Here is a 9684-nt window from a genome sequence, read left to right on the forward strand (position 1 = left end):
CGCACCCTGCCCCGGAAACACGAACACCGACCGGCCCGGCGGCCACGTCCGCGCCGGCAAGCCGCCGCTCAACCGGGCGGCGGCCCTACGTCAGCGGACCCGGGCCTCACTACGGCAGCGCGAACCCCGGGTCCATCCCGCCGAGGGCGTTCACGCACAGGCAGTCCCGGGCGTCGGGGGCCGGCAGGGCCGCCACCGCGTCGAAGAGGACGCCGCGCAGGCGGTCGACGTTGGCCGAGAAGACCCGCAGGACCTCCTCGTGCGAGACGCCCTCGCCGGTCTCGGCGCCCGCGTCGAGGTCGGTGACCAGGGTCAGCGAGGTGTAGCACAGCTCCAGTTCCCGGGCGAGCGCCGCTTCCGGGTGGCCGGTCATGCCCACCACCGACCAGCCCTGGGCCTGGTGCCACAGCGATTCGGCGCGCGTGGAGAAGCGCGGGCCCTCCACCACGACCAGCGTGCCGCCGTCCACCGGCTCCCAGTCCCGGCCGCGCGCCGCCTTCAGCGCGACGGCCCGGCCGGTGGGGCAGTAGGGGTCGGCCATGGACACGTGGACCACGTTCGGCACGGTGCCGTCGGGCAGCGGCAGCCCGTCGAAGTAGGTCTGCGCCCTGGTCTTCGTACGGTCCACCAGCTGGTCCGGGACCAGCAGGGTGCCAGGGCCGTACTCGGGACGCAGCCCGCCCACCGCGCACGGGCCGAGCACCTGCCGGACGCCGACCGAGCGCAGCGCCCAGAGGTTGGCGCGGTAGTTGATGCGGTGCGGCGGCAGATGGTGGCCGCGGCCGTGGCGGGGCAGGAAGGCGACCCGCCGCCCGGCGACCTCGCCGAGGAACAGGGAGTCGCTGGGCGCTCCGTAGGGGGTGTCCACCTGGACCTCGGTCACGTCGTCCAGGAAGGAGTAGAACCCCGATCCGCCGATCACACCGATCTCTGCGTTCGCCATGACCGGCACACTAGCGGGCCGCGGAACGGCGGGGGAGCCGGTGCGCGCGGGGCCCGGGCCGGTGCGGGACGCCGAGGACCCCGCCGTCGGGCGACGGCGGGGTCACGGATGAGAGGTCTCAGGCGGCGGAGCTGCTGGTGGAGCTCGACGACGAAGACGACGACGAAGACGAGGACGACGTCGAAGAGGACGACGACGAGGACTTCGCGTCGGACGACGAGCCGGCCGGCTTCGACGCCGGGCTGCTGCTCGACGTGGAGCCGCGGGAGTCGTTGCGGTAGAACCCGGAGCCCTTGAAGACGATGCCGACCGCGGAGAACACCTTCTTCAGGCGCCCCTTGCAGCTGGGGCACTCGGTCAGGGCATCGTCGGTGAACTTCTGCACCGCCTCAAGGCCCTCGCCGCACTCGGTGCACTGGTACTGGTAGGTCGGCACTGTCTTCCTCCTGGCACTCTCACTCAATGAGTGCTAACGACGGTCCATAGTGACGTATTCCCGGGGATCAGTCCACCGTTACCGGGGCGCGGTGACCCACGCCACGTGCCACGGCGCGGTTCCGGTCCGGCGCGGCCAGGCGCGAGCGCAGGGCCACCAGGGTGATCAGCGCCAGCACGGTGCCGCCCATGGGCACCAGGAACCCGGCGCCGTCCCACAGCCGGTCCTCCAGTTGTCCGGCGGCCGTCACGGCGGCGGCCTGCCCGAGCGCGACCGCGCCGGTCAGCCAGGTGAAGGCCTCGGTGCGGGCGCCGGCCGGGACCAGGCCGTCGACCAGGGTGTAGCCGGTGATCAGGGACGGGGCGATGCACATGCCGACCAGCAGGCCGAGCGCGGCGAGCAGCACGACGGAGTGCGCCGTCCACAGCGCGGAGGCGGCCACCGCGAGCGCCGTGTAACCGATCAGCAGCCGCTTGCGGGGCGCGGCCTTCCAGGCGATCGCGCCGCAGACGACCCCGGACAGCATGTTCCCGGCGGCGAAGACGCCGTACAGGACGCCGTTCAGGCCGGGCTCGCCGATCGACTCGGTGAAGGCCGCGAGCGAGACCTGCATGCCGCCGAAGACCGACCCGATGCCCAGGAAGGTCACGACCAGCACGCGCACGCCCGGGACGCGCAGGGCCGAGGCGTGCCGCACGCGCGCGTGCCCGCTCTCCCGGGACACCGGCGGTTGGGTGCCCTTCTGGGCGGCGAAGAGGAGACCGCCGACCAGGGTCAGCGCGCCCTCCGTGACCAGGCCGGCGGCCGGCGCCACGGCGGTGCACAGCGCGGTCGCCAGCAGGGGGCCGAAGACGAAGGTCAGCTCGTCCGTGACCGACTCGAAGGCCGCCGCGGTGGTCATCAGGGGCGAGCCCTGGAGCCTGACGCCCCAGCGCGCCCGCACCATGGGGCCGACCTGGGGCACCGAGGCGCCGGTCGGGACGGCCGCGGCGAACAGCGCCCACAGCGGGGCGTGCGCCAGCGCGAGCGCCGTCAGGGACAGGCCGGAGACCGTGTGCACCAGCACACCGGGCACCAGGACCGCGCGCTGGCCGTAGCGGTCGGCCAGCCGGCCGCTGTAGGGCGCGAACAGCGCCATGGAGACGCCGGTGACCGCCGCGACGGCGCCCGCGGCGCCGTACGAGCCGGTGGTGTGCTGGACGAGCAGCACGATGGAGAGGGTGAGCATCGCGAACGGCTGGCGCGCCGCGAAGCCGGGCAGCAGGAACGTCCAGGCGCCGCGGGTGCGCAGCAGCTGTCCGTATCCGGGGCGGGAGGACGCCGGCGAGGTCTTCTCCGGTTCGGTGGTGGTGACCGTGGATCCCACGGCCCGTGCCTTTCTGCCGCCTGGTAGCGCGCGGACCCCGTGCGGGCCGGGCGCCGAGAGCTGTCCTCTTGCGCGGACTGCGGTAGATGCCGGTGCCCGCTCAGGTGGGGGCGACCCGGCCGCCATACGGTCGCGCCAGCTCTGCGTCAGGCAGAGTTGGTTCGATCAGGGTGCGCGCCAATCGTACAGGGATCACCGCTTGCGCGGCTGTGAAAACGAGCACCATCCGGGCGGCCACCTGGGATTCCACGGGAGCGAACACGGGGAAGCGCGCCTTCGTGCCCCTCGGTGCGCCAAACGTCCCCGCGGCGCCCTCAGGAGGAGCCGTTCGTCCCCAGCCACCCCGCCAGCTTGCCGCCGTGGGCGACCGCGCGCAGGCGCCGTTCCGCCGCGTCGCGCACCGGGTCGGTGGCGACGACCAGCAGCTCGTCGCCGCGCCGCAGCACTGTCGTGGGCAGCGGGACAAACGATTCTTCTTCGCGGACGACCAGCGTGACGGCCGCGCCCGGCGGCAGCCGCAGCTCGCTGACCTCCACGCCGTGCATCCGCGACCCCTCGGGGATGGTGACCGACAGCAGATGCCCGCGCAGCCGCTCCAGGGGCGCCGACTCGATGCCGAGGTCGGACGCCTCGCCCTGCTCGCCCAGCCGCAGCAGGCGTGCCAGCCAGGGCAGGGTCGGCCCCTGGACCAGGGTGTAGACGACGACCAGCACGAAGACGATGTTGAAGATGCGGCGGCTGGTGTCGACGCCGTTCACCATGGGGATGGTCGCCAGGATGACGGGCACGGCGCCGCGCAGCCCCGCCCACGACATCAGGGCCTGCTCCCGCCACGGCACCCGGAACGGCGCGAGGCTGCCCACCACGCTCAGCGGACGGGCCACCATGGTCAGGACCAGCCCGATGACCACGGCGGGCAGGACGTCGTCGCCCAGCTCGTGCGGGGTGACCAGCAGGCCGAGGACGACGAACATGCCGATCTGGGCGATCCAGCCGAGCCCCTCGGCGAAGCCGCGCGTGGCCGGCCAGTGCGGCAGGCGCGCGTTGCCGAGCATCATCGAGGCCAGGTAGACGGCGAGGAAGCCGCTGCCGTGCGCGAGGGCGCCGGCGGCGTAGGCGGTGACGGCGATCGCGAGCACGGCGATCGGGTAGAGACCGGACGCCGGCAGCGCCACGTGCCTGAGCCCCCAGGACCCGAACCAGCCCACGGCGATCCCGATGGCCGCGCCGATGGCCAGCTCCAGGACGATCTCGCCGAGCAGCAGGTACCAGTGCTCGACCGGGCCGGCCGTGGAGAAGGCGACGACGAGGATGACCACCGGGGCGTCGTTGAAGCCGGACTCCGCCTCCAGCGTGCCCGTCACGCGCGCGGGCAGGGGAATCCTGCGCAGGACCGAGAAGACCGCCGCCGCGTCCGTCGACGACACCACCGCGCCGATGATGAGCGCCTGCCGCCACTCCAGCCCCACCAGGTAGTGCGCGCCCGCCGCGGTGACCCCGACGCTGATCGCGACGCCCACCGTGGCCAGCACGGAGGCGGAGGACAGGACCGGCCGGATCTCCTTCCACTTCGTGCCCAGGCCGCCCTCGGCCAGGATCACGACGAGGGCCGCGTACCCCATGACCTGGGTCACCTCGGCGCTGTCGAAGCGGACGCCGCCGATGCCGTCCTGGCCCATGAGGACGCCGATGCCGAGGTAGACGAGCAGGCTGGGCAGCCCGCTGCGGGAGGAGATCCGGACGGCCGCGACGGCGACGAGCAGGACGGCGGAGCAGACGAGCAGGAGCTGGTTGAGGTGGTGAACAGTCAGCGGGCGTTCCTCCCTCGTATCTGGGGCCGGTGCCTCCGGTTACTTCGTTACCTTACCTAACTCTTGACGCTTTCTTGACGTTCGGGAGGCAAGATCGAACGCTCGTGCGCGCTGGTTCCCCACTCCGCGTCAAGCGGGACGGGGCCCTGCGCCTATGGTTGCTCCAGCGCTCATTCAAAGTCACAGCCCGACCTGCCGCTCGCGTTAGGACAGCAAGGACAGCGATGCCCCCCAACACCACCGCCACAACGGGTGACACCGCCACCACGGGTGCCACGTCCGTCAAGTCCGGCAGGAAGAAGGGGCGTAAAGCCCGACTGATCGTGCTGGTGCTGGTCCTGGCCGTCATCGGAGGCATCGCCTACGGGGCGTACTGGACGATCAGCACCGTCCGCGCCTCCTTCCCGCAGACCACCGGCACGCTCCGGCTCGACGGCCTGTCCGGCCCGGTCGACGTGAAGCGGGACGGCTACGGCATCCCGCAGATCTACGCCTCCTCGGACCAGGACCTGTTCATGGCGCAGGGTTACGTCCAGGCGCAGGACCGGTTCTACGAGATGGACGTGCGCCGGCACATGACCTCCGGGCGCCTGTCGGAGATGTTCGGCAAGAGCCAGGTCGACAACGACGAGTTCCTGCGCACCCTCGGCTGGGACCGCATCGCCGAGCAGGAGTACGAGACCAAGCTGTCGGCCGCCACGAAGAAGTACCTCCAGGCCTATGCCGAGGGCGTCAACGCCTACCTCGCGGGCAAGAGCGGCAAGGACATCTCCCTGGAGTACGCGGCCCTGGGCCTCACCAACGACTACAAGCCGCAGAAGTGGACCCCGGTCGACTCCGTGTCGTGGCTGAAGGCGATGGCCTGGGACCTGCGCGGCAACATGCGCGACGAGATCGACCGCGCCCTGATGACCAGCCGCCTCGGCCCGCAGCAGATCCAGGACCTGTACCCGGCCTACCCGGCCGCCCGCAACAAGCCGATCGTGCAGGAGGGCCAGTACGACGAGCTGACCCGGGCCTTCCGGCAGAGCGGCTCGACGGGCACCACGGGCACGACCGGCTCGACGGGAAGCACGGGCACGACGGGCACGACCGGCACCACGGGCACGACCGGCACGAGCGGCACGACCGGCGGCGCGGGCGCCACGGGCACGGCCGGCACCACCGGCGGCCTCACCGGCTCCTCCCAGGGCACGGCGGGCACCTCCGGCTCCTCCACCGCGACCGGCGGCGGATCGTCGCTCAGCGGCCAGCTGGAGCGCCTCACCGGGGCCCTGGACGACCTGCCCACGGCGGTCGGCGTGAACGGCCAGGGCATCGGCTCCAACTCCTGGGTGGTCGCCGGGAAGCACACCATCACCGGCAAGCCGCTGCTCGCCAACGACCCGCACCTGTCGGCGTCCCTGCCGTCCGTCTGGTACCAGATGGGCCTGCACTGCCGGAGCGTCTCCGACAAGTGCCGCTACGACGTCTCGGGCTACACCTTCGCCGGCATGCCCGGTGTGGTCATCGGCCACAACGCGAAGATCGCCTGGGGCCTGACCAACTCCGGTGTCGACGTCACCGACCTCTACCTGGAGAAGGTCACCGCGAACGGCTACCTGTACGACGGCAAGGTCCGCCCGTTCAAGACCCGTGAGGAGACCATCAAGGTCGCCGGCGGCAAGTCCAAGACGATCGTCGTCCGCCAGACCCAGGACGGGATGCCGCTGCTGTCCGACCGTGACGACGAACTCGTCCAGGTCGGCAAGAAGGCCACCGTGAACACCGCCGCGCCCGACCGCGGCGACGGCTACGGCGTCGCGCTGCGGTGGACCGCGCTCGACCCGGGCACCACCATGGACGCCGTGTTCGCGCTGGACAAGGCGTCCGACTGGAGCGAGTTCCGCGCGGCGGCGGCCCGGTTCGACGTCCCCGCGCAGAACCTGGTCTACGCCAGCACGGACAACCACATCGGCTACACGCTGCCCGGCCGGATCCCCACCCGCGCGCAGGGGGTCACCGGCGCCGTCCCGGCACCGGGCTGGGACTCGAAGTACCGCTGGACCGGCTTCATCGAGCAGGACGAACTGCCCTACGAGTACGACCCCGAGCGCGGCTACATCGTCACCGCCAACCAGGCCGTGGTCGACCCGGAGAAGTACCCGTACACGCTGACCACCGACTGGGGCTACGGCACCCGCAGCCAGCGCATCACCGACCTGATCGAGTCCAAGATCAAGGGCGGCGGCAGGATCTCCACCGAGGACATGCGGCAGATGCAGCTGGACAACAGCAGCGAGATCGCCAAGCTCCTGGTGCCCCAGCTGCTGAAGATCAACCTGTCCGACCCGGAGGTCCGCCAGGCGCAGAAGCTGCTGGAGGGCTGGGACTACACCCAGGACGCCGACTCGGCGGCGGCGGCGTACTTCAACGCCGTCTGGCGCAACATCCTCAAGCTGGCCTTCGGCAACAAGATGCCCAAGGAGCTGCGGGTCAAGGGACAGTGCCTGTGGGTCGACAAGATCGACAGCACCGGCCCGGTGGACGACGACGCCAAGGTGCGCGAGTGCGGTGAGCGCGACGCCGACCAGGCGCAGCCGGACGGCGGCGACCGCTGGTTCGAGGTCGTGCGCAGCCTGATGGACAAGCCGGACAGCGACTGGTGGAAGGCGCCCAAGTCGGGCACCCGGCCCGGCGCGACCAACCGCGACCAGCTCTTCGCGCGGGCCATGATCGACGCCCGCTGGGAGCTGACCGCCAAGCTCGGCAAGGACATCGACACCTGGAGCTGGGGCCGGCTGCACCGGCTGTTCCTGAAGAACCAGACGCTCGGCACCGAGGGCCCCAAGGCGCTCCAGCTCCTGCTGAACCGCGGCCCCTGGAAGCTCAGCGGCGGCGAGGCCGCGGTGAACGCGACCGGCTGGAACGCGGCCGGCGGCTACGACGTGATCTGGGTGCCGTCCATGCGGATGGTGGTCAACCTCGCCGACCTGGACAAGTCCAAGTGGATCAACCTGGCCGGCGCCTCCGGGCACGCGTTCAGCGCGCACTACACCGACCAGACCGGCAAGTGGGCCGAGGGCGAGCTGCTGCCCTGGTCGTTCTCGGGCAAGGCGGTGGACGAGAGCACGAGCGACACGCTCGTCCTCAAGCCGTGACCGGGACGGCACCCCGCTGAGAAGGCCCTCCACGCGCGCGTGGAGGGCCTTTTCCGTTCCGGGGGCGGTGGTTTCCCGGATCAGATGCCCGAAAAGCGGCGCACGCCGGACGGCGTCACCACGGCGTGCACCGGCCTGTCGTGCGCCTCGGCCGGGACGCGCTCGACGACCTCCGTGTCGTAGAGCAGCACCACGAGCCGGGGGCGGGCGCCCGCGCGCTCGAGCCGGGCCAGCACCCGGTCGTAGGAGCCTCCGCCGCGCCCCAGGCGCATCCCGTGCGCGTCCACCGCGAGACCGGGCAGCAGCACGACGTCCGCGGCCGTCACGGCGTCCGGGCCGAGGCGCGTGCCGGAGGGTTCGAAGAGCGCCATCCTGCCGCCGTGCCTGATGTGTTCGACCGAGTCCGGACCGGTGTATTCGCCCCAGTCCAGGTCGTTGTCGGGCAGCAGCGCGGGGAGCAGCACGCGCGCCCCTCGCGCGCGCAGCGCCTCCAGCAGCGGGAGCGTGGCCGGTTCGCCGCCCACCGAGACGTACGCGGCCACCGTCCGCGCGGCGGCCAGCTCGGGCAGTTCCAGGGCCCGCTCGGCCAGCTCGCGGCCCGCCTCCCGGACACCGGCCGCCGTCAATCCGTTCCTCGCGCCGAGCAACTCCCGCCGCAGCGCCCGCTTGTCGGAATCGCTCGTGGGCCCGTCGTGTTCCACCGGCCGTCCTCGCATCTCTCGTCATGCCGCTCATATGAGCGGTTAGTCGCCCGAGCCACAGTTTCCGCACAAAGGCACCGGATATTGTGGCGGGCATGACTCAGTCCCACTCCAGGATCAGCAAGGCTGTCATTCCCGCAGCCGGCCTCGGCACCCGGTTCCTGCCGGCGACCAAGGCCACTCCCAAGGAGATGCTGCCCGTCGTAGACAAGCCGGCGATCCAGTACGTGGTAGAGGAGGCCGTGTCGGCGGGGCTCGACGACGTCCTCATGATCACCGGACGCAACAAGCGCCCGCTGGAGGACCACTTCGACCGCAACTACGAGCTGGAATCCGCGCTGGAGAAGAAGGGCGACGCCGAGCGGCTCGCGAAGGTGCAGGAGTCCAGCGACCTGGCCACCATGCACTACGTCCGCCAGGGCGACCCCAGGGGACTCGGTCACGCCGTGCTGTGCGCCGCCCCGCACGTCGGCCACGAACCCTTCGCCGTCCTCCTCGGTGACGACCTGATCGACCCCCGCGACCCGCTGCTGCGGCGCATGATCGAGGTCCAGGAGCGGCACGGCGGCAGCGTCGTCGCCCTCATGGAGGTCGCCCCCGAGCAGATCCACCTCTACGGCTGCGCCGCCGTGGAGGCCACCGCCGAGGGCGACGTGGTGAAGGTCACGGGACTGGTGGAGAAGCCGGACCCGGCGGACGCCCCGTCCAGCTACGCGATCATCGGCCGCTACGTCCTCGACCCGTCCGTCTTCGGCATCCTGCGCGAGACCGAGCCGGGCCGCGGCGGCGAGATCCAGCTCACCGACGCCCTCCAGCAGCTCGCCCAGGACGAGAAGGTCGGCGGCCCCGTGCACGGCGTCGTCTTCAAGGGCCGCCGCTACGACACCGGCGACCGCGGCGACTACCTGCGTGCCATTGTCAGACTCGCGTGCGAACGTGAGGACCTGGGCCCGGACTTCCGGACCTGGCTCCGCAGTTACGTAGCCGAGGAGATGCAGCAGTCTTGAGCAGCGCCGCGACCCGTCCCGCCGGCCCGGACGACCTGTGGTCGGTGGACGAGCACCTGGACGACGTCCTCGCCACCGTGCGTCCCCTGGAGCCCATCGAGCTGCAACTGCTCGACGCCCAGGGCTGCGTCCTGGTGGAGAACGTCACGGTGCCGGTCTCCCTGCCCCCGTTCGACAACAGCTCCATGGACGGGTACGCGGTGCGGGTGGCGGACGTCGCCGGCGCGAGCGAGGAGTTCCCGGCCGCCCTGGAGGTCGTCGGGGACGTCGCGGCCGATGA

The 9684-nt window shown here is 71.6% G+C and carries 7 protein-coding genes and 1 pseudogene; 3 read left to right on the plus strand and 5 right to left on the minus strand.

Translation table 11 applies throughout. The annotated features are described in order from the left end of the window. Positions 1-109: 109 nt before the first annotated feature. From H5J33_RS13585 to H5J33_RS13600, 4 genes are all read right to left on the minus strand, one after another. Positions 110-943 carry an S-methyl-5'-thioadenosine phosphorylase gene (locus tag H5J33_RS13585; protein WP_181795162.1) on the minus strand — a complete coding sequence of 278 codons (834 nt, stop codon included), beginning with the start codon at positions 941-943 and terminating at the stop codon, positions 110-112. 118 nt (positions 944-1061) lie between these two features. Continuing rightward, positions 1062-1379, minus strand: a complete 318-nt coding sequence (locus H5J33_RS13590) for an FmdB family zinc ribbon protein (protein ID WP_181795163.1) — start codon at positions 1377-1379, stop codon at positions 1062-1064. Between the two features lie 67 nt (positions 1380-1446). Then, positions 1447-2745 (minus strand): MFS transporter, encoded by a 1299-nt coding sequence (locus tag H5J33_RS13595; RefSeq protein ID WP_181795164.1) that lies wholly within the window; start codon positions 2743-2745, stop codon positions 1447-1449. A gap of 314 nt (positions 2746-3059) precedes the next feature. Beyond that, the gene (locus H5J33_RS13600; RefSeq protein ID WP_181795168.1) at positions 3060-4556 is read right to left on the minus strand and encodes a potassium/proton antiporter; all 1497 of its coding nucleotides are present in this window, start codon (positions 4554-4556) and stop codon (positions 3060-3062) included. 224 nt (positions 4557-4780) lie between these two features. Here H5J33_RS13600 and H5J33_RS13605 point away from each other — a divergent pair, with 224 nt between their 5' ends. Continuing rightward, complete coding sequence (locus H5J33_RS13605; RefSeq protein ID WP_181795165.1) at positions 4781-7696, plus strand: penicillin acylase family protein; 2916 nt, start codon at positions 4781-4783, stop codon at positions 7694-7696. Positions 7697-7776: 80 nt separating this feature from the next. Here H5J33_RS13605 and H5J33_RS13610 read toward each other — a convergent pair whose 3' ends face one another. Next, positions 7777-8397: a 5-formyltetrahydrofolate cyclo-ligase gene (locus H5J33_RS13610; RefSeq protein ID WP_309485395.1), complete on the minus strand. Its 621-nt coding sequence runs from the start codon at positions 8395-8397 to the stop codon at positions 7777-7779. A 95-nt stretch (positions 8398-8492) separates the two neighbouring features. Here H5J33_RS13610 and galU point away from each other — a divergent pair, with 95 nt between their 5' ends. Further along, the gene (gene galU, locus H5J33_RS13615; RefSeq protein WP_181795167.1) at positions 8493-9404 is read left to right on the plus strand and encodes a UTP--glucose-1-phosphate uridylyltransferase GalU; all 912 of its coding nucleotides are present in this window, start codon (positions 8493-8495) and stop codon (positions 9402-9404) included. Next, positions 9401-9684 (plus strand): annotated as a pseudogene (locus H5J33_RS13620) (molybdopterin molybdenumtransferase MoeA); the annotation flags it as partial. The gene galU and the pseudogene H5J33_RS13620, both read left to right, overlap by 4 nt.

The sequence above is a fragment of the Streptomyces sp. WELS2 genome (assembly GCF_013870595.1).
Classification (GTDB): Bacteria; Actinomycetota; Actinomycetes; order Streptomycetales; family Streptomycetaceae; genus Streptomyces.